This is a genomic window from Rhodococcus sp. WB1 (assembly GCF_001700945.1).
In the GTDB taxonomy this organism is placed as follows: domain Bacteria; phylum Actinomycetota; class Actinomycetes; order Mycobacteriales; family Mycobacteriaceae; genus Rhodococcus; species Rhodococcus aetherivorans.
Genome location: NZ_CP015529.1, coordinates 4,695,374 through 4,714,808, shown reverse-complemented (window position 1 = coordinate 4,714,808; position 19,435 = coordinate 4,695,374). Strand labels below are relative to the sequence as shown.

General features: G+C 69.5%; 16 protein-coding genes. 8 read left to right on the top strand and 8 right to left on the bottom strand.

What is annotated here, in order from left to right; all coding sequences use genetic code 11:
- Positions 1–36: 36 nt before the first annotated feature.
- Entirely contained in the window at positions 37–1,131 is a 1,095-nt protein-coding gene (locus A4U64_RS21035) for a tartrate dehydrogenase (protein WP_006943389.1), read from the bottom strand.
- A gap of 201 nt (positions 1,132–1,332) precedes the next feature.
- Here A4U64_RS21035 and A4U64_RS21030 point away from each other — a divergent pair, with 201 nt between their 5' ends.
- From A4U64_RS21030 to otsB, 3 genes are all read left to right on the top strand, one after another.
- Positions 1,333–2,277, top strand: coding sequence for a LysR family transcriptional regulator (locus tag A4U64_RS21030; protein WP_029540818.1), 945 nt, complete (start codon positions 1,333–1,335; stop codon positions 2,275–2,277).
- A 124-nt stretch (positions 2,278–2,401) separates the two neighbouring features.
- The gene (locus A4U64_RS21025) at positions 2,402–4,009 is read left to right on the top strand and encodes an SLC13 family permease (protein WP_006943387.1); all 1,608 of its coding nucleotides are present in this window, start codon (positions 2,402–2,404) and stop codon (positions 4,007–4,009) included.
- 336 nt (positions 4,010–4,345) lie between these two features.
- Positions 4,346–8,305, top strand: a complete 3,960-nt coding sequence (gene otsB, locus A4U64_RS21020; protein WP_065923545.1) for a trehalose-phosphatase — start codon at positions 4,346–4,348, stop codon at positions 8,303–8,305.
- A 15-nt stretch (positions 8,306–8,320) separates the two neighbouring features.
- On the opposite strand, the gene A4U64_RS21015 is transcribed toward otsB, so the two are convergent.
- From A4U64_RS21015 to A4U64_RS20990, 6 genes are all read right to left on the bottom strand, one after another.
- Positions 8,321–8,722, bottom strand: coding sequence for a TIGR02611 family protein (locus tag A4U64_RS21015; RefSeq protein ID WP_006943381.1), 402 nt, complete (start codon positions 8,720–8,722; stop codon positions 8,321–8,323).
- 205 nt (positions 8,723–8,927) lie between these two features.
- Positions 8,928–9,275, bottom strand: coding sequence for a hypothetical protein (locus tag A4U64_RS21010; protein WP_174824746.1), 348 nt, complete (start codon positions 9,273–9,275; stop codon positions 8,928–8,930).
- A 112-nt stretch (positions 9,276–9,387) separates the two neighbouring features.
- Positions 9,388–10,461 (bottom strand): patatin-like phospholipase family protein, encoded by a 1,074-nt coding sequence (locus A4U64_RS21005; protein WP_043797574.1) that lies wholly within the window; start codon positions 10,459–10,461, stop codon positions 9,388–9,390.
- A gap of 80 nt (positions 10,462–10,541) precedes the next feature.
- Entirely contained in the window at positions 10,542–11,579 is a 1,038-nt protein-coding gene (locus A4U64_RS21000) for a DUF5914 domain-containing protein (RefSeq protein WP_043797571.1), read from the bottom strand.
- Positions 11,576–13,141 (bottom strand): FAD-dependent oxidoreductase, encoded by a 1,566-nt coding sequence (locus tag A4U64_RS20995; RefSeq protein ID WP_065923064.1) that lies wholly within the window; start codon positions 13,139–13,141, stop codon positions 11,576–11,578. Before A4U64_RS20995 ends, A4U64_RS21000 begins: the two co-directional genes overlap by 4 nt.
- A gap of 102 nt (positions 13,142–13,243) precedes the next feature.
- Positions 13,244–13,480 carry a hypothetical protein gene (locus tag A4U64_RS20990; protein ID WP_043797567.1) on the bottom strand — a complete coding sequence of 79 codons (237 nt, stop codon included), beginning with the start codon at positions 13,478–13,480 and terminating at the stop codon, positions 13,244–13,246.
- A gap of 107 nt (positions 13,481–13,587) precedes the next feature.
- On the opposite strand from A4U64_RS20990, the gene A4U64_RS20985 reads away from it, so the two are divergent.
- From A4U64_RS20985 to A4U64_RS20970, 4 genes are all read left to right on the top strand, one after another.
- Positions 13,588–15,003: an apiosidase-like domain-containing protein gene (locus tag A4U64_RS20985; protein WP_043797563.1), complete on the top strand. Its 1,416-nt coding sequence runs from the start codon at positions 13,588–13,590 to the stop codon at positions 15,001–15,003.
- 441 nt (positions 15,004–15,444) lie between these two features.
- Positions 15,445–15,735 (top strand): hypothetical protein, encoded by a 291-nt coding sequence (locus A4U64_RS20980; RefSeq protein WP_043797559.1) that lies wholly within the window; start codon positions 15,445–15,447, stop codon positions 15,733–15,735.
- Positions 15,736–15,939: 204 nt separating this feature from the next.
- Positions 15,940–16,686 (top strand): flavodoxin family protein, encoded by a 747-nt coding sequence (locus A4U64_RS20975; RefSeq protein ID WP_037200461.1) that lies wholly within the window; start codon positions 15,940–15,942, stop codon positions 16,684–16,686.
- On the top strand, positions 16,686–17,192 hold the full coding sequence (locus A4U64_RS20970) for a COG4315 family predicted lipoprotein (protein WP_006943359.1): 507 nt from the start codon (positions 16,686–16,688) through the stop codon (positions 17,190–17,192). The genes A4U64_RS20975 and A4U64_RS20970 overlap by 1 nt, the downstream gene beginning before the upstream one ends.
- 194 nt (positions 17,193–17,386) lie before the next feature.
- Here the strand turns inward: A4U64_RS20970 and A4U64_RS20965 are convergent, their stop codons facing one another.
- Positions 17,387–18,604, bottom strand: coding sequence for an erythromycin esterase family protein (locus tag A4U64_RS20965; RefSeq protein WP_029540844.1), 1,218 nt, complete (start codon positions 18,602–18,604; stop codon positions 17,387–17,389).
- A 113-nt stretch (positions 18,605–18,717) separates the two neighbouring features.
- Here A4U64_RS20965 and A4U64_RS20960 point away from each other — a divergent pair, with 113 nt between their 5' ends.
- Complete coding sequence (locus A4U64_RS20960; protein ID WP_029540847.1) at positions 18,718–19,410, top strand: MerR family transcriptional regulator; 693 nt, start codon at positions 18,718–18,720, stop codon at positions 19,408–19,410.
- Positions 19,411–19,435 lie beyond the last annotated feature (25 nt).

Here is a 19,435-nt window from a genome sequence, read left to right as displayed (position 1 = left end):
GCGTGCCGGACCGGGGTGGCTGCGGGAGAAGCGCTGTCAGGCGGGGGCGAGCGCGCTCTGCAGGGCGGTGACGATGGCCTCGGTGACCGTGCCGGTGTCCGCGGTTCCACCGATGTCGCGGGTGAGGGCGCCACTGCCGGTGGCTGTTTCGATGGCGGCCTCGATGCGGCGGGCCTCGTCGTGCAGTCCGAAATGGTCGAGCATGAGGGCGGCGCTGGCGATCGCGCCGATCGGGTTGCTGATGCCCTGGCCGGCGATGTCGGGGGCGGAGCCGTGAACGGGTTCGAACATGCTCGGGAAGCGACGTTCGGGATTCAGGTTCGCGCTCGAGGCCACGCCGAGGCTGCCGGCGAGCGCGGAGCCGAGGTCGGAGAGGATGTCGGCGTTGAGGTTCGACGCGACGACCACGGACAGGTCCTCGGGGTGCAGGATGAACTTCGCGCTCATGGCGTCGACGAGGACGCTCTCGGTGGCCACGTCCGGGTAGTCGGCGGCAACGCGGTCGAAGACCTCGTCCCACAGAACCATGCCGTACTGCTGAGCATTGGACTTGGTCACGCTCGATACCTTCTTCACCGTGCGGGTGCGGGCCAGATCGAAGGCGAATCGCATGATTCGCTCGCAACCCTTCTCGGTGAACAGAGCGGTCTGCAGTGCGACCTCGTTGCCCGGTCCGCGGCCGCTGAGGTTGCGCCCGCCGAGGCCGGCGTACTCACCCTCGCTGTTCTCGCGGACGACGACCCAGTCGAGTTCGGTGTCGTCGGCCTTGCGCAACGGGGACTGCACGCCGGGCAGGAACTTTACGGGCCGGACGTTGGCCCATTGATCGAAGTTCTGGGTGATGTTCAGGCGCAGGCCCCACAGGCTGATGTGGTCGGGGACGTTCTCCCATCCGACCGCGCCGAAGTAGATGGCGTCGAATGCCTTCAGGGTTTCCAGGCCGTCGTCGGCCATCATCTTTCCGGTCTGTGCGAAGTACTCGCAGCCCCAAGGGAATTCTTCCCACTCGAAGGCGAATCGCCCGCCGGATTGTTCGGCGAGGACGTCGAGCACGCGCCGTCCTGCTGCGACGACCTCCTTGCCGACGCCATCGGCGGGGATCGATGCGATCTTGAACGTCTGCGGTGCCATGCCGGTGCCTCCATCGTGTTGTGCTGATCACAGTGCGTGATGTCTCCATTAACCCGTCACGGCAATGGGGCGTCCATGACGAAGACTCGATCCGCCTTATAGGTTTTGCCTAATTGGCGGGTATCTTCGCAGGTAGGACGAGTGCGGTGAGTGGATGCGCACCACGGGGCGACCCGGGTCGGTATCGGAGACGAGGTTCGGATGGACGCACGGCAGCTGAGGTACTTCCTGGCGGTGGTCGACGAGGGTGGCATCAACCGTGCCGCGGAAACCCTGTTGATCGCCCAGCCGTCCCTGTCCCAGTCCATCGCTGCACTCGAGCGCGAACTCGGCGTTCCCCTGTTCCACCGAGTCGGCCGTCGGCTGGTGCTCAGCGACGCCGGCCGCACGCTCATCGGTCCGGCCCGCGTGGTCCTGCGAGACCTCGAAGACGCCAAAGCCTCCGTCGAGGCGTTGAAAGGGCTGCGCAGCGGCCGCGTCGATCTGATCACAATGCCGTCGCCCGGGATCGAGCCGCTCACCACGATCCTGACCAGCTTCAGCCACACCTATCCGTCGGTGATCATCAACGCCGAGGCGGCCTTCACGCCCGACGAGGTTCTGCACGCGGTCCGCACCGGCATCTGTGAGGTGGGCATTCTCGGATCCCCTGAGGAAGTTCGTGCTGCTGAACTCGACGTCGTCGCGCTCGAAAGCCAGCCGCTGATCCTGATCTCCGGTCCGAACGCGGACACCCCGGACCGCCCCGAGATCCGCAGATCCGAGCTGTCCGGATTCCGGTTGATCGTCTCGCAGCGTGGATCGTTGATGCGGACCCTGGTCGACGAGGTCCTCGCCAGTGGCGTCGAAGCCACCATCGTCGCCGAGGTCGCGCACCGCACGTCGATCATGCCCATGGTCCTCAGTGGGTTCGGTCAAGCCGTGATGCCGTCCTCCTGGGCCCCCTCGGCACGTCAAGCAGGTGCGCGCGTGCACCGCATCATCCCCGAGTCGTATCTCCACGTCGCGGCCGTCTCCCGGCGGACGCACCTCACGCCACCCGCACGCACCCTGATGGACGAAGCACGCCGCTATGCTGCGCGCACCCCTGCCGCATGGGAGGTTCCACCCGGCGTGACGCCGCGCTCCAGGTCACGGTCACAGTGATCCGACTGCGCTCCGACCACCACCCGAGGAGGTGCCGGTATCCGAAAAAACATCCCGCGCTGCGACTAGCGCGCTCGGAGATGGGTACTCCGTCCGTACCGATCCACGTCGTGGGGAAGGGGCCATGACAGCTGAGAACCAGGGCGACCGAACCGACGTCGACAAGGCGTTGCTCGGGCACGCCACCTATCGCAGCCTCGGCGAACAGCGGCTCTCACCCGCCGAGGAGCGGTTCGAGAAGGGCCGCCGCACGATTGGGCTGTTTCTCGCGCCGCTGATCGCGATCGTCTTCCTCGCCCTGCCGATCGACATACCGCCGCAACAGCAGACGTTGGCCGGTGTGCTGCTCGGCGTCATCCTGCTGTGGGTGAGCGAGGCGATGCCGATCCCGATCACCGGACTGCTCGGTGTGGCGGTCGTGGTCTTTCTGGGGGTGGCGCCGGCCGACGAAGTCCTCGCAGCGTTCGGGTCGTCGACGATCTTCACTTTCATCGGAGCGTTCATCCTCGCTCAGGCGATGCTCAAACACGGCGTGGCGCGTCGGTTCGCGTTCCGCATCCTGACCCTGCCGCGTGTGGGCCAGTCCACCACCGGGGTGATCATCGCCTTCGGCGCGATCACGTGCGGGCTCTCGGCCTTCGTATCCAACACCGCGACCGTCGCGATGCTGCTGCCCACGGCGCTGGGCATCCTCGGCGTCATCGCGAAGCTCATGCAGAACCGCGGCGTCGTCGCACCCGACTTCGACCCGCTTCGCGTCCGGGTGGGCGCCGCGATCATGCTGATGCTCGCGTACGGAGCAAGCGTGGGCGGCCTGCTGACGCCGGTCGGGAGCCCACCCAACCTCATCGGACGCGGGCTCATCGAGGAGGCCACGGGAGAGCGGATCAGCTTCGGGCAGTGGATGGTGATCGCCATCCCGATCTGTCTGTCGATGTTCATCGCGCTCGCCGTCATCCTGCTGCGCCTGAACAAGCCCGAGATCCGACGTATCGAGGGCGTCGCCGACTACCTGGCGCAGCAGCGCGCGGAAATGGGTCCGCTGTCTCGTGCCGAGAAGAACACGCTCATCGCCTTCGGAGTCACGGTGACGCTGTGGATCCTGCCCGGTGTCGTCGCGGTGATCGCCGGCAACGACTCGGACCTCTACAGCACGATCAGCGACCGGCTCGACGAGGGCATGGTCGCGGTCTTCGGGGCGGCGTTGCTCTACCTTCTGCCGACCGATTGGGAGAATCGCGAGTTCACGCTGCGCTGGCGAGACGCAGCGGAGATCGACTGGGGCACGATCGTGCTGTTCGGCACCGGCATCATCTTCGGCTCCCTGCTCGCCGACACCGGCCTCGCCGAGACGATCGGCACATCCGTCGCGGACTCGCTGGGCCTGACGAGCGTCGTCGCCATCACGGTCTTCGCCGTCGTGCTGGCCATCGCCGTATCGGAGACGACGAGCAACACGGCGTCGGCGGCGGTCGTGGTGCCGATCGTGATTCCGGTGGCGGTGGCGGCCGGTGTCAACCCCTTCGTGCCGGCGCTCGCGGCCACGTTCGCTGCGTCGTTCGGCTTCATGCTTCCGGTCTCGACGCCGCAGAACGCCGTGGTCTACGGCTCCGGGGCCGTTCCGATCACCACGATGATTCGAAGCGGGGTGATCTTCGACATCGTGGGTGCGATCCTGATCATCGTTCTCCTGCCCTTGACGATCGCCCTGGTCGGCCTCGGCGCTGCATGATCGACCACACCGTCGTCGCGAAGGTCGACGTCCGGAGACTGCACGCGACGGGGGTGGTTATCGATGGCGCGATGCGGTTGCGGTTCGTGGGTGTAGTCGTCGGTGCGGTCGACGTGGATGCCATTGGCGTGCAGCCTCGGTAGGGCAGCGCTCGCACCTCGTTCAGGAGGCCGGGGTCGTCGTTGCCGAGGGAGGCGATCGCTGCGTGCCGCGGCCCTTCCACCCGAAAGAGCCTGAGTGAACGGCCCGGAGCGATGCCGGTCGCCGTGGGATAGTGGGCCTGTCGAGCGAGTACAGGGAGCAGGCCCACATGCACGAATCGACCGGGAGATGACGATGAGTGGACCGGTGATCGACCCCCGCCGTCACGACGCGGTGATCTTCGACCTCGACGGGGTGGTCACCGACACCGCGGCGGTCCACGCCGGGGCGTGGAAGGAACTCTTCGACCGGTATCTCTCGCGTCGTCCCGAACGCGACGGCGAGGAGCATCGCGAGTTCACCGACGAGGACTACCGCAAGTTCGTCGACGGCAAGCCGCGCGTCGACGGCGTCGCCGATTTCCTTGCCTCGCGCGGCATCACGCTGCCGTGGGGGGACCCCGACGACGGCCCGGACGTCGAGACCGTGTGTGGGCTCGGTGCCCGCAAGGACGAGATGTTCCGCGAGCGGATCCACCGCGACGGTGTCCCGGTGTTCGAGTCCAGCGTCGATCTCGTGCGCCGGGTCCAGAGCCTCGGGCTGGGCACCGCGGTCGTCACCTCGAGCCGCAACTGCACGCTCGTGCTCGAGGCCGCCGGGCTCGCCGACCTGTTCGGCGTCCGGGTCGACGGCGTGGTCTCCGACGAACTCGGGTTGCCCGGCAAGCCCGATCCGGCGGCCATGCTCGAGGCCGCCCACCGGCTCGGGGTCCACCCGGCCCGGTCCGTCGTCGTCGAGGACGCGGAGGCGGGCGTCGCCGCGGGCCGGCACGGCGGGTTCGGTCTCGTCGTCGGCGTGGACCGGGTCCATCATCGCGACGAACTGCGGCGCCGCGGCGCCGACGTGGTGGTCGACGACCTCGCCGAGCTGGTGGTGCGCACCGGCGACCGGCGCATGTCGGAGATCCCGGACGCGTTGGCGTCGCTCCAGCAGCTGACCGCCTTGCTCGGCACACGCCGGCCCGCCGTCTTCCTCGACTTCGACGGCACGCTGTCCGAGATTGTGAACGATCCCGCGGCCGCCACGCTGGTCGACGGTGCGGCGGCGGTGCTGTCTTCCCTGGCGAGCGAATGCACCGTCGCCGTCATTTCGGGACGCGACCTCGCCGACGTGCAGACCCGGGTCGGTCTTCCGGGCCTGTGGTACGCGGGAAGTCACGGCTTCGAACTGATCGGCCCCGACGGGCAGCACCAGCAGAACGATGCGGCCCTGGCCGCCGTGCCCTACCTCGAGCGGGCCGCCGCCGCGCTGCAGGAACGGCTCGCCGACGTGCCGGGCGCGGTGATCGAACACAAGCGGTTCACCGTCGCCGTGCACTACCGCAACGTCGCTCCGGACCGCGAGGAGGGACTCGTCGCCGCGGTGCACGAGGTCGCCGCCGCCGAGGACCACCTCCGGGTCACGACCGGTCGCAAGGTCGTCGAGATCCGCCCCGACGTCGACTGGGACAAGGGCCGGGCTCTCGAATGGGTGCTCGAGCACGTGCGCGACGAGGACAACCCGATCCCGGTCTACATCGGTGACGACATCACCGACGAGGACGCGTTCGACGCGCTGGCCGGCACCGGACTCGGAATCGTGGTGCGCCACACCGAGGACGGCGACCGTCGCTCGGCGGCACAGTTCTCGGTGGACGGCCCCGAACAGGTCCGGCGGCTGCTGCAGCGGCTCGCCGAGCTGTGGGGCGAGGACCAGGAGGTCGGCCCGCGTCACGACGCCTGGACCCTGTACTTCGAGGGTTACGATCCGCCGGCCGAGAAACTGCGCGAGGCCGTGTGCACGGTCGGCAACGGGTACTTCGCCACTCGTGGCTGCGCCCCCGAATCCCGCGCCGGTGCCGTGCACTACCCCGGCACGTACGCCGCCGGGATCTTCAACCGCCTGACGGACGAGGTGGCGGGCCGCACCATCGACAACGAGAGCATGGTGAACCTGCCGAACTGGCTGCCGGTCACCTTCCGCATCGACGGCGGCGAGTGGTTCGACATCGACTGCGTCGAAGTGCGGGAGTACTGCCAGTATCTCGATCTGCGCCGGGCCGTGCTCACCCGGCGGTTCCGATTCCGCGACGGTGCGGGCCGCACGACGACGGTCGTGCAGCGCCGGTTCGTCGCGATGCACCAGCCGCACGTGTGCGGCCTCGAGACGACGATCGTCCCGGAGGACTGGTCGGGGCGGCTCGAGATCCGGTCGGAGGTCGACGGCGCGGTCCGCAACACTCTCGTCGAGCGCTACCGGCACCTGGCCGGCGATCATCTCCGATTGCTGCACACCGCCCGGTTGTCCGAGGACTCGGTGTGCCTGACGGTGCAGACCAACCAGTCCCGCATCCCCGTCGCCGTGGCGGCTCGCAGCACGCTCTGGCGCGACGACGAACGGATCCCCGCCGAGTACACCCTCCTCGACTCGGGAGGGCGGGTCGGGCACATCATCGCGCTCGATGTCGCGGCCGGGGAGCCCGTGACCCTGGAGAAGATGGCCACCCTGTTCACCGGGCGTGACCAGGCGGTGTCCGAGCCGTCGGAGGAGGCCACGCGCTGGCTGGCCCGCACGGGGCGCTTCGAGGAAACGCTCGAGGGGCACGTACTCGCCTGGGTGCACCTGTGGGACCGCGTGGACATCTTCCTCGGGGGCGACGGCGAAGGCCTGCGGATAGTGCGGCTGCACCTGCTGCAGATGCTGCAGACGCTGTCGCCGAACACCGCGGATCTCGACGTCGGCGTACCGGCGCGCGGCCTGCACGGCGAGGCGTATCGAGGGCACATCTTCTGGGACGAGCTGTTCGTGCTGCCGGTGCTGAACCTGAGGTTGCCGGGGTTGACCCGTTCGCTCCTGCGCTACCGCCACCGCCGCCTGGACGAGGCCCGCCGCGCGGCGCGGGAGGCGGGTCACAGCGGCGCGATGTTCCCGTGGCAGTCCGGCAGCGACGGCCGCGAGGAGAGCCAGCAGGTGCACCTCAATCCGAAGTCGGGACGGTGGAATCCCGACGCGAGCTGGCGCCAGCACCACATCGGGGTCGCGGTCGCGCACAACGTGTGGCAGTACTACCAGGTGACCGGGGATCTGGGGTTCCTCGCGGAGTACGGGGCCGAGATGCTGGTGGAGATCGCCCGGTTCTTCGCCGATCTCGCCACGTACGACCGCGCCCGTGATCGGTACGTCATCCGCGGCGTCATCGGCCCCGACGAGTTCCACTCCGGCTATCCCGACGCGCCCTTCGACGGGATCGACAACAACGCCTACACCAACGTCATGGCGGTGTGGGTGATCCTGCGCGCGCTCGAGGCGCTGGAGATCATCCCGCTGCGGATCCGCACCGAACTGGTCGACACCCTCGGCCTGACCGCTCGCGAGACGGCGCGTTGGGAGGACGTCAGCCGCCGCATGTTCGTGCCCTTCCACGATCAGGTCATCAGCCAGTTCGAGGGCTACGGGGACCTGGCCGAACTCGACTGGGAGGGATACCGGCGCCGGCACGGCGACATCCAGCGTCTCGACCGGCTCCTCGAGGCCGAGGGCGACGACGTCAACCGCTACCGCGCGTCGAAGCAGGCCGACGTGCTCATGCTGTTCTACCTGCTGTCGGCGGACGAACTGCGGGAGCTGTTCGAGCGGCTCGGCTACCAGCTGACGGGCGAAACCATTCCGCGGACGATCGACTACTACATGGCGCGGACGTCACACGGGTCGACGCTGAGCGCGGTGGTCCACTCGTGGGTTCTGGCCCGGGCGCATCGCGGTCAGGCCATGGAGTTCTTCGACCGGGTGCTGGCGTCCGACATCGCCGACATCCAGGGGGGCACCACCTCGGAGGGGATTCATCTCGCGGCCATGGCCGGCAGCGTCGACCTGCTGCAGCGTTGCTTCTCCGGGCTCGAGGCGCGGGGGGACCGCCTGGTCTTCGGCCCGGAGTGGCCGGAGGAACTCGGCGCGCTCGAATTCCCGATCTTCTATCGGGGGCACCACCTGCAGGTGCGGATCTCCGGTCGGCAGGTCGAGGTCAGTGCAGGTGCGGGCATCCAGCGGCCGATCGAGATCGAATGCCGCGGCCGGGTCGAACGCCTGCATCCGGGCGACACGGTCCGGATGCTCTGACGGTCCGGCCGTCGGCTAGAGCGGGCTGTCGAGCCACGAGTAGTCGACCCCGATCCAGCCGCCGGCCAGGCTGAGCGTGCCCAGCAGCCACAGCGTCATGACCACGATCGCGCCGGTCGTGAGCGCTCCCGCGCCCCGCACCACCAGCGACTGCTGCCCGAACCAGTGCATGAACCGGTCGTAGCGGCCCCGCGCGAAGTGCAGCAGACGGTGAGCCCAGGCGAACTCCGAGGCCAGGATCCCGAGGCCGGCGAAGACGATCAGCCAGCCCGGGCCGGGGTAGGGGATGGCGACGACGCCGGCCAGCAACACGAGCGCTCCGAAGGTACCGACGGTGATGCGGTACGTCAGATTCAGCGACGGGCGCGTCTCGATGCGCCGGCGCCAGCGGAGCCACCGCTGCTTCAGCCGACGCAACGGGGATATGTGGGTCCGGGCCCCGACCCGGTCGGGCGCAACCGCGTGCCGAATCCGTCCTTCACTCACGATCTACCGAGCCTGCTTCTCGTCATACCTGGGTGCCGTGCACGGCAGGGTCGTCTTCCAGTCTACCGACGACCGGCGGGTACGGCGGGGCCCGGAAACGCGGACCCGCACGTCGCGGCCGGTCCGATCCACGTGGTCAGGCCGCCGCGGCGTCCGTCGGGGCGGGATTCGCGGCGGTGAGCCGGTCCAGGTAGGCGGTGAAGACGGTGCCGAGGGCGACCGCGGTCTCGATCGTGTCGAGCCCCCGTATCGCCGCCACGAAGGACTCGTAGACGATGGCCGCTGCCTGCGACGGGAACAACCCGCCCTCGTCGGCGGTCAGCACCCGCACCGCGTCGTCCACGCTGCCTTCCACCGCGCCGGCCACCGATCCGTGCAGCGGCACCGCGGCAGCCGCGGCGAGCAGGGCGTCCGCCAGCGCGGAGGAGGGGAACGCCACCGCAGCCGGTGCGATCACCCGACGGAACATCGTTACGTTCGCCATGTCGAACCTCCCGTGGAATCTCCCGAGCCGTTCTGTCGAGTGGTACCCGTGCGGGCACGTTGTACACAGTGCCCGAGGGGACCGACAAGTTCCGCTGCCGGCGAGCGACTCGTCACGCCGCCAGGACGCGCCGGGCATCGGCACGTCCGGCCTGCATGAACTCCGGCCAGTCCCGGGTGCCGAGGAACTGCCGGTAGAAGCCGACGCCCCGCACTTTCTCGTACGGAACCGGCTCGATCATCGTGACGTGGGAGGCCGAGCGCAGCCGCGCCAGGTTCTCCCGCGCCAGCTCGACCTGCTGGGACGTGCGCACCTGACCGGCGATGTAGAGGATGCTCGCGCGCCGCTCGGCCCAGCCGGTGGCGTCCTCGCCTTCGAAGCCGGGTGGGTAGAAGCCGTTGACGGCGAGGGTGACCTCGCACGGCTGCTCGAGGTCGAGCAGCGGGTGGACGGGGAAGATGTCGACGATCCCGCCGTCACACCAGTGGAATCCGCCGAGCTCGACGGGCGCGACGAACAGCGGCAGCGCGACCGCCATGTGCACGGCCCGGGCCACGGGAAGGTCGGGATACGTTCGTGGCCCGAGGTATTCGAGCCGGTTCTGTTCGATGTTCCAGATCGGCGCGTAGGCGGGTACGGGCATCGCGGCGAGCGTCATGTCGCCGAGCAGGCGCCGGTACGTGGCCTCGATCGCATCGCCGCGCAGGATGCCGGCGAACCCGCGGCCCACCGTCGGTGCGACGGCGAGCAGCCGACGCCAGTCGACGTCGAGATAGTCCTCGGGATCCAGCGCGAGGGTGAACTCTGCGACCTCCTCGGCGGGGACTCCCGCCGCGATCGGGAAGCCGAACAGCGCGGAACCGGAGCACAAGGAGATCACCGCCGGCCGGATCCCACCCTCCTCCATCGCCCGGGCCACACCGACCAGAGACGCGAGCGCTCCGCTGCCCCCTGTCGCGGCCACCGCGATCCGATCCCCCTCCTGCAGCCCGACCCGGAAGGGCTCGAACCGGGGAAAGGGGTGCAGTTCCCGGTCCGGCGTGCCCGAGGGCCGCCGCAGGGCCGCCCGCGCGACGTCGACGAGAAAACCGGCGTCGCTGCGCACGCCTTCGACCACGTCACGACCGCGGGAGAGGAGGTCGAAGTACTGGCGCACCCGGAAGATGTCGAGGACGGTGTCGAGCATGCCTCGACTGTGCGCGCGTGCCACACCGCGGGCCAGGGTCCTCGGTCCCGAATCCGTGCGGGATGCCCGCCGCGCAGCGGCTACCGGCCGGGGACGCGGCCCGATTGTGCCGCGGTGCGGAGTTGATAGCGCCGTTCGGCGTAGTCCAGGTCGTCGCGCCACAGCCGGGTGGCCGTGTGCCGCATGAGGGGGCGGAGGGCGGCGGCGGCGCGCCGGGTGGCGATGCCGAACCCGGGGCGAGGGGAATCGGCGACGACGGCCTCGACGATCGCGGTCCGGGGCCACCCGTCCGGTCCGGCACCGAGGGGCGTCGCGTGGGTCTCGACCACGCTGCCCACGCCCTCGCCCGACACGATCCGCATGACGACGGTGCGCGGGTCCGGGCTGGTGAATTCGGCGCGCACCGGCACACCGATCCGGCCGGCGACCCGGAAGGTGACGTCGACGAGGAACCGGTCCTCGCCGTCCGCAGTGCCGCGGGTGGAGGGAGCCTCGACCACCTCCAAGCGGGCGAACGAATACGGGTGGAACCAGGCGCCGTGCCACGGGTCGAGGCGGTTGGCGACGATGTCGGCCGGTTCGCACACACCGACGAGGGTGGCCACCGCGGCGATGCGGGACCCGGCCGTCGGGCGAGTCGGGACGATCGGCAGTTCCGTCGGCTCCTCGCCGCCGACGTGATCGAGACGGACCCACACGAGCACCCCGTCGTCGTGGCTGGGGAAGGGCTTCCAGCCGTAGGCGCCGTCGGCGTCGAGGCGCAGCCCGTGCCAGCGGCAGACCAGCGCGCCGCAGTCCACCGCGGCCAGCGCCATCGGGGCGCCGAGGTGGGGGCAGGCGCCGGGGCCGACGAGCACCCGGTCGCCGTCGCGCCAGGCGACGAGTTCGATGCCGGCGATCGTGATGCCGAAGGGCCGGTCCGCGCCGATCTCACGGCTGGCCGCCACGACGTACCAGTTGCCGGACGGCCGGCGCTGGGCGCGGTCGAGGACGGCGGAGATCAGCTCGGGCCGTGCACCGCGGTAGGTGGGTTGCTGCGCGGCCCAGCGATCCGGGTCGATGGGCCGGACGGGCCAGGTGTCGGGCCAGCGCCGGTACAGCGGATCGAGCACGCTCATGCGGGGTGCCTTTCCAGGGCGGCGAGCCGGCGCAGGACGGGTGAACGGCCCTGCGTGGGCACCGTGTACAGGTCGTGTCCGGCCACACCCCATTGCGCGAGAAGGGAATTCGCGGCGTGCCACCCGGTGGTGGCCGCGCGTTCCATGAGGGCCACCGGCAGGTCGATCCGGATGCCGTCGCCGGCGAGCATCAACCGTTCGTGCGGGGTGCGGACGGTGGGCCGTCGCGCGAAATCGCCCACCCCGAACAACGGACAGTCCTGACGCCAGAGGGTGCGTTCCTCGACGACGCGGGCCGCGGCGGTCTCGGGATAGATCGCGTGCAGGCGCGCGAGCACCTGGGCGCGCACGTCGTCGGGCGAATGTGCCCCGCCGACAGCGTCTCCCGTCGCGGCGTACGCGTGCAGTTCCACGACCGAGCCGCCGGTGCGGCGAGTCCAGGCCCGGGCCTCCTCCTCGTAACGGTCGAGCACGCTGACATTGTCGAGCGGGCGCAGGCCGCCTGTGCCGAGAAATGCCGGGCGGTCCGCGGCGACGGGACGGTCCAGCCACAGGCGCTGCACCAGGAACGGGGGCGCGGAACGCAATCGGTCCACCCGGGAACGCCATCCGGGATCGCCGAGATCCGGCGAGGCGTCGACGAGGGCGCGCAGCCCGGCCACATCGAGCGCGAGGACGAGGCCGTCGGCGTCGATGCTGCCGCCGGTGCCGTCGTGGACGCGGAAGGTCCGGGTACCGCCGAGTTCGACGCCGGTCACCGCGGTGGACGTCCGGATGCGCGCGCCGTGTCCCGCGAGGTACCGGCCGAGCGGCTCCCACAGGGTGGTGTCGAAGTTGCCGGTGGCCACGTCGAAGAGCAGTCCCTCGGCGGAGCCGAGGAAGTAGATGTGGAACATCGTGGCCAGCTCGGCGGCCGACATGCCGGCCGGGGGAGCGAAGAAGCTGCGCGAGAACACCTCGAACGCCAGATGGTTGGCCGCCTCTGGAAAGCGGATGCGCTGCAGGAACGTCTGTGCATCGACGTCGTCGAGCCGGTCGTAGATCTCCGGCACGGACACGGTCGCCAGCGGGGCCGCCGCCCGCACGTCGATGCGCACCAGGTCCTGCAGCCGGAACGTGGGGCTGCGCAACGCGAACACCAGCGCGTTCCACGGAGGGGTGTTCGGGATCCCGCGAAAGGTGTCGCGCCGGCCCTCGCCGTCGATGAGCGGATAGTCGTCGACCGCCGTCAGCCGTTGCAGATCCGGGTCGGTGCGGCGCAGCAGCCGGCGCAGGTTGTAGTACTGCCGGAAGAAGGCGTGGAACCCGCGGTTCATCGCGATCCCGGTGCCGTCGTCGAGCCGCTCGTGCCACCCGCCGACCCGCCCGCCGAGGTGAGCCTCGCGTTCGAGCACCTCGACCTCCACGCTGCGCTCGGCGAGGGCGGTGGCGGCGGTCAGCCCCGCGATGCCCGCGCCGACGACCACCACTCGGGGCCGCTGCGGCAGATGCCCGGTGTCCGGCGCACCCCGAGAGGCGGCGTGGTGGGCGATCCGCCGATCGCTGCCGACGGCACCGTTCATATAGCTGCCCTCCTGCGGCGCCGGTCCGAATCCGGCCGTCCTGGTCGAACAGTGGCGAGGCCGAGCCTACCGCGGCAAGGCCCCCGGCGACGGCCGACGCGGTCAGGCGCCGAGCCGGGCCGCGTGCGACGCGACGGTCTCGAGATGCTTGTCCGCGGTGCTCAGATCCAGGTGGGCGTCGGTGAGGCCGTCGATGACCTCCCGCAGGTTCGCCTCGGCGGCGTCGTCGTCCGGTACCGGATCCACCAGGTCGAACGCCTCGGCGAGGGAGCGCACGCGCCGGTCCAGGGCCTGCAGATCCGTGCGCAGTTCGGCGACCTGCCGGAGGAGATCGTTCATCGTGCTCCCTCCCCGTGCTGTGCGGCCGGCGACGGTCCGGGCGCGAGCATTCGGCCGCACGCTCACGGTAAGCCGGAACCGGGGACCTTCGAGGCGGAACCGCCGGCCTGTCCCTCCTGGTCCTGCTCTGCCTGACGAGTTGTTCGGATGGCGGCGGGCCGCAGGTTCGGCCGTCGCCGCCCGCGACCGTCCCGGCGGCCGCAGCGTGCGACGTCACCGAGAGCGCCGGCCATCGCTACATCTCCGCTGTCGGTCGTGACGGCCGCTACTTCGAAGATCAGCATGGCGATCCGATCCTGATTCGCGGAGACTCGCCGTGGTCCGGCCTGGCGGACTGGTCGCCCGAGCAGGCCGAATCGTACTTCGCGAATCGTGAGGCCCACGGGTTCAACGCATCGATAATCTCTGCGGTCGCCGTCCCCGACAACGGCGGGCCGAGCGAGGAGGGAGCGACCTTCGACGGCATCCGACCGTTCGTCGACGGTGACATCACGGCGTGGAACGAGCGGTACTGGGCGCGTGTCGACGAGTACCTGCGGATCGCCTGCCGGCACGGGAACACGCTGTTCCTCTACCCGATGGACGGGTGGAACATTTCCGACGTGTTCGCATCGGCGACTGCCGAACAGGCCGCCGTCCACGGCCGGATGTTCGCCCAGCGATACGCTCGGTTTCCGAACATCGTCTGGATGACCGGCGGCGACTATTCTCCCGAGACAGACGATCCCGCTGCCGGTTCCGACTCCGACCACGTGTTGCGCGGCATGCTCGAAGGGATCAGGGCGGCCGGCTCGGACAGGCCGTTCTCGATACAGCTGGGACCCCAGAAATCGCTCTCGACGGACAACCCCTTCTGGGAACCGTTGGCGGACTGGAACTTCGTCTACACATATCTGCCGACGTACAAGGCAGTGCTGGACGGTTACCAGCGACCGGCGGGCGCCAGGGACCCGCGCCCCGCCGTCTTCTCGGAGGGAAACTACGAGGGCGAGAACAACCAGCCCGACACGGCGCCGACAACCGACGAGACCCTTCGGCGCCAGGCTCTGTGGGCGTTGACCTCCGGATCACCGGGGGAGTTTCGTGGCTCCGACGACTGGGAGTTCCGAGACGGCTGGGAATCGCGCCTCGACACACCCGCCGTCACACAGCTCGAGGCCATTCGTGATCTGTGGGCCTCGTGGGCCTGGTGGCAGTTGGTGCCGGACGTCGACGAGCCGTTCGTGCTCGACGGGCGAGGCACCCGATCGACGGACGACGAGATGGTGGACGTCCTGGACGACGACTACGTCACCGCTGCACGCACCCCGGACGGCTCGCTCGCCGTCGTCTATGTGCCGACGCAGCGCACGATCCGGCTCGAGCGTGCACTGATTCCGCCGGGAGCGACACTCGGCTGGATCGATCCCGCCGATGCCGCCGCGCCTTCGCTGCCGGCGGAGATCGATCGGGACGGAAACGTGGCCACCCCGGGGACGAACGTCGACGGCGACCGGGATTGGCTCCTGGTGGTCGAGGCGTGAACGGGGAGCCGGGTCCGCGCGTCAGATCATGATGGCGGCGATGGCTACGGCCACCAGGACGGACGCTGCGACTGCCAGCCCGAGAAGCACCGAACCGGTGACGGCGACCGCCATGGCTGCCGCCACCATGCACGCACCTGCCGCCGTGCCGGACGTGTGCCGGAGACGCGAGTAGGACTCGCCGGCGTCGTCGTCGATATCGGTCCGTAACCGGTGCCGACCCTCGCATGTATGGACCACTGATGTACCCCCTGCCGTACCACAGTGTGATCGCTCTCACATTATGCACTCATTTGTATCGCATCACAAAACGATTTCGCCAGTCGAACGCGTATCCGGATCGTCGCGGTGCTCCTCTCGTCCCCTGTTCGTGCACCGAGGGTGTGAATTCCGTCCGGGCTGGGTATCGGGTACGGAGTCGGCAGGAAAGGAGACGGGCGGATGGAGACGGAACGACAGGGCGGCAACGACGAGCCTCTGGTCGCGCACCCCGTGGTGGCTTTCGTGCTGGACGGCGTGCTGGTGCTGGCCGTAGCCGTGGTGGGGATGTGGATGTTCGGTTCGCTCCTCTGGGCGGCACTCGGCGGGGCGTTCTGCGCGGCCACGCACCTGCTGTGCCGGGCCACGGGGAACTGCGGTGCGCCCTCGCGCTCCACGGTCACGCAGCCGGAGAAGCAGAAGTCGGTCCCGGTGGCCACGGACGTCCGAGCCGAGGTCGCACAGGCGGCCTGACGCTCGGTCCCGCGGGTTCGAGTCGCACGCTCACGACGCGTCCTCGCTGCGCGAGTTCGTCGGTCACGGGTGCCGATCCCTTCCCCGGGCAACGATGTTCCGAACGTTACCGTAGGTCTCCGGCAGCAGAGGAGACACGGAACCGCCTCCGCGGGGTGTCGTCGCGGCCTATCGTAGGCGTGCGGATCTCGTATGGGAGGACCCATGGCCGAACCGGTGTTCGAGGAGTCGCAGGGCGCGGGTGGACCGCCGCAGTTCGAGGGACTGCGTGCCATGTTCGTCAACTGCACGCTCAAACGATCGCCCGAGACCAGCAACACGCAGGGGTTGATCGATCGCAGTGTGGCGTTGATGGAACGCGAAGGCGTCACGGTGGACCAGATCCGGGCCGTCGACCACGACATCGCGACGGGCGTGTACCCCGACATGACGGAGCACGGATGGCCGAGCGACGAATGGCCGCAGTTGTTCGACCGGATCCTCGCCGCGCACATCCTCGTCATCGCCGGGCCCATCTGGCTGGGTGACAATTCGTCGGTCACCAAGAAGGTCGTCGAACGTCTCTACGGCTGTTCCTCGCTGCTCAACGAGCACGGCCAGTACGCGTACTACGGCCGCGCGGGCGGTTGCCTGATCACCGGCAACGAGGACGGCGTCAAGCACTGCGCGATGAACATCCTCTACAGCCTCCAGCACCTCGGATACGTGATCCCGCCGCAGGCCGACGCCGGCTGGATCGGGGAGGCCGGCCCGGGTCCCTCGTACCTCGATCCGGGGTCGGGCGGCCCCGAGAACGACTTCACCAATCGCAACACCACATTCATGACCTACAACCTCATGCACACCGCCGCACTGCTCGTGCGGGCCGGCGGCTTTCCGGTGGGTGGCAACCAGCGATCGCTGTGGGACGCCGGGTGTCATCCGTCGTTCGAGAACCCCGAGCATCGGTGATGCCGGCACAGATCGGCGAGCGGGGGCCGGGGGCCGTGTGGTGCGCGCTCCTCCCGCTCGTGGTGCTCGTCGCCACCGGCTGTGGGGCGACGGGCGAGAGCTCCTACGATGTCGTCCCGGCGTCGGAACCTGCGGTGACCACGGCCGGCGAGCCGACGGTGATCACCACGGCGAACGGTCCCATCGGTGAAATGCTCTTCGACCGGAGGGACCAGGCGATCTACATCTTCGACCGGGAGGCAGGCACGGTCCCCGACTGCTACGGGGACTGTGCCGTGGCGTGGCCGCCGGTGCTCACCGTCGGTGCTCCCGTCGCGGCCGGTGACGCCGACCAGGGGCTGCTGGGCACCACGTCGCGCTCCGACGGGACCGCTCAGGTCACCTACGCCGGGCACCCGCTGTACTTCTATGCCGACGAGGAGCCCGGACAGGTGCTGTGCCACAAGGTCGAGGAGTTCGGCGGCCTGTGGCTGGCGATAGACGAGGCCGGCGTGCCACTCCCGTGACCGGGGTGACCGTCCGGTGGTGTTCTACCGTCGCCCGGGCGAACGTGAGCGGGTACCAGGAGTGACGGGTGCGCACCATTCGAACTCGCTATATCGGTATGCGCACCAGATTCCTTGTTGTGCAGCCTATTTCGAGCGACGGTCCTCGTTCGGTGAGGGGCTTCCGCGGACCTTGGCCTGCGCGTCGAGTGCGGCTACCAGTACTGATGCCGTCTTCCGTCGGTGTCGGCGACGAAGATGACCGCGTCGGCGCCGTCCAGGTCTGCCGGGCCCAGCGGGATGTGGCCGGGCACGATCGGTTCGCCCGTGCCCATCGACGGGGCAAGCGCGGCGCGCAGGGCCGGTGCCGGGAACAGGGCGCGGCGGGTGGTCGCCTCGGCCAACACGCCTTGGAGGGTGCCCGGATCGCTGTCGGGGTTGGCGTCGGTGGCCAGGAACACATAGCGCTCGCCGAGGGTGAGCCCGACGAGCGCGCCGGCGCTCCCCCAGCTCACCTCGCTCTCGCCGACCGGCATGTGGGACTGCGCACGCTGGAGGTGAACGTTGTGCGCGAACACCAGACTCGGCCCGCGTCGCTGCTCCTGGGCAACGATCGCGAGCAGGTTCTCGGCCATCATCTCGGCGCGCAGGCTGAGCAAGGTCGCGATGCGATCGGGTGCGGGACTGGCCATGGCGGCGTGATAGCGCAGCAGGCCCTGGGCGGTGCGCGCGTGCGCGACGGCGTGGTCGTAGCCGGTCGGGTCGGCGGAGCGCAGGCCGGGTGCCGCGCGGCGCAGGGCGCTGGCGAGGTCGTCGGCGACAATGCGCAGGGCGCGAGCGCGATCGGAGTCGCCGACGGACGCTGCCGGGTCGAACATGGCCGCCTGGTTCGTCCAGTCCGCGTCCTCGCCGAGCAGCGCGTCGAGGTCGCGGACCGATGCGGGCCGCAGCGCCGCGGGCAGGTAGTCGTTGGCCGAGGACAGTGCGCGTCGCGGGCTCGGCGCCCCGGAGAACTCCAACGGCGCGTCGAAGCCGTGGAAGCGAACCCGATCCTGCTCCGCGCGGCCGGCATTGTGCGCGCGGAGCCATTCGACGAGTTCGCGGTTGCCCGGCACCGCGCCGAACCCGTGGCTGAACCCGGTCGCGAGCACCGTGTCGATCTCCGCCGTTCCCCCGGCCACGTAGTCGTCGACGACGGACGCGGCGAAGACATCGGTCTCCAGCACGATCGACCGGTACCCCCGTTCGACGAGGTGACCGAGGAGTTCGTTGCGCAGAAACGGGAACGCCTCGATCCCGTGGGTCGGCTCGCCGAGGGCGAGCAGGGTCGGCGGCTCGGGCCGCGTGGCGAGCAGTTCGTCGAGGGCGCGGCCCAGGCTCGCCGAGTCGTCGAGTTGGCGGCCGATTCCACGCAGTGCTGCGGCAGTAGACATGAACACCCCTTGTCGGAAGGAACTACCCTCGACGATATCGTTGAAGAATCGAGTGAAACTTCTGCGACTCCGACCAGGAATACAGAGGTAGAAGCCTCAATCGGAGGTGCACGTTGCGACCCATCGACCTCGCCCGGGAACACGGGTTGTCCGCACAGGCGATCCGCAACTACGACGACGCGGGCATCCTCCCGCCGACCGAGCGCAGCGAGACCGGCTACCGGCGCTACACGCCCCTGCACGCGCAGGCTCTACGCGCCTTCCTCGCGTTGCGCGGCGGCCACGGGCACCGGCAGGCAACGGACATCATGCGTTCAGTCAACCGCGGCGACACCGAGTCCGCCTACCGGCTGATCGACGCCGCGCACGTCGCGCTGCTCGCCGAACGCGGCACCCGCACCGAGGTCGCAACGGCCCTGGGCGCACTGTCCGCCACGGCACCGACTGCTGTCCGCGGTGGACCGCTGACTGTGGGCGAACTCGCCCGCCGACTCGGCGTGCACCCGGCCACGCTGCGCACCTGGGAGACCCAGGGCATCCTGCGCCCCGACCGCGACCGGGCAACGGGCTATCGCCAATACGGACCGGACTGCGTGCGCGACGCCGAGATCGCACGGCAACTGCGCCAGGGCGGCTACCCGCTGTCCCAGGTCGCCCGGTTCCTCGAGTCGCTGCGCACGGCGGGCGGGGCGGACGCGTTGGCCGCCTTCCTAGGCTCCTGGCAGGATCGGCTGACCACGCGCAGCCGCAACCTTCTCGCCGGCGCGGCCCAGCTCGATACCTACCTCACCATGCTCGATGACTGAACTGCATCGAACCTCGATCATTGTG

Coding starts and splice junctions, on each gene's coding strand:
- A4U64_RS21035 (WP_006943389.1), bottom strand. CDS start 1,131: ATGGCACCGCAGACGTTCAAGATCGCATCGATCCCCGCCGATGGCGTC.
- A4U64_RS21030 (WP_029540818.1), top strand. CDS start 1,333: ATGGACGCACGGCAGCTGAGGTACTTCCTGGCGGTGGTCGACGAGGGT.
- A4U64_RS21025 (WP_006943387.1), top strand. CDS start 2,402: ATGACAGCTGAGAACCAGGGCGACCGAACCGACGTCGACAAGGCGTTG.
- otsB (WP_065923545.1), top strand. CDS start 4,346: ATGAGTGGACCGGTGATCGACCCCCGCCGTCACGACGCGGTGATCTTC.
- A4U64_RS21010 (WP_174824746.1), bottom strand. CDS start 9,275: ATGGCGAACGTAACGATGTTCCGTCGGGTGATCGCACCGGCTGCGGTG.
- A4U64_RS21005 (WP_043797574.1), bottom strand. CDS start 10,461: ATGCTCGACACCGTCCTCGACATCTTCCGGGTGCGCCAGTACTTCGAC.
- A4U64_RS21000 (WP_043797571.1), bottom strand. CDS start 11,579: ATGAGCGTGCTCGATCCGCTGTACCGGCGCTGGCCCGACACCTGGCCC.
- A4U64_RS20995 (WP_065923064.1), bottom strand. CDS start 13,141: ATGAACGGTGCCGTCGGCAGCGATCGGCGGATCGCCCACCACGCCGCC.
- A4U64_RS20990 (WP_043797567.1), bottom strand. CDS start 13,480: ATGAACGATCTCCTCCGGCAGGTCGCCGAACTGCGCACGGATCTGCAG.
- A4U64_RS20980 (WP_043797559.1), top strand. CDS start 15,445: ATGGAGACGGAACGACAGGGCGGCAACGACGAGCCTCTGGTCGCGCAC.
- A4U64_RS20975 (WP_037200461.1), top strand. CDS start 15,940: ATGGCCGAACCGGTGTTCGAGGAGTCGCAGGGCGCGGGTGGACCGCCG.
- A4U64_RS20970 (WP_006943359.1), top strand. CDS start 16,686: ATGCCGGCACAGATCGGCGAGCGGGGGCCGGGGGCCGTGTGGTGCGCG.
- A4U64_RS20965 (WP_029540844.1), bottom strand. CDS start 18,604: ATGTCTACTGCCGCAGCACTGCGTGGAATCGGCCGCCAACTCGACGAC.